Annotated in this window: 1 pseudogene; it reads right to left on the bottom strand. The window is 63.9% G+C overall.

The window, feature by feature from the left end:
- Window positions 1-31: 31 nt before the first annotated feature.
- A pseudogene (locus tag ACTFO6_RS19435) lies at window positions 32-244 on the bottom strand (hypothetical protein); the annotation flags it as partial.

Here is a 244-nt window from a genome sequence, read left to right as displayed (position 1 = left end):
AGCGGGGATCCTCCCGCCCACCTTCCTTTTAGCGCCAGTGGGCGGCCACCCCCAGCTCCGAGTGCTGGTGCATCTCGAAGGTGCGGATCTGCACTTCCAGCGCCTTGCCCTCCGGGCCGATGACGGCGGTATGGAGCGAGCGGTAGTGGTTGCCCTTGGGCTTGGCGATATAGTCGTCGAACTCCTTGGGAATCGGCGTCCACAGGTTGTGCACCACCCCTAGCGCCGTATAGCAGTCCTTGAC

Source organism: Pelomicrobium sp. G1 (assembly GCF_051905455.1).
Taxonomy (GTDB): domain Bacteria; phylum Pseudomonadota; class Gammaproteobacteria; order Burkholderiales; family UBA6910; genus Pelomicrobium.
This window is presented reverse-complemented; position numbering and strand designations above follow the sequence as displayed.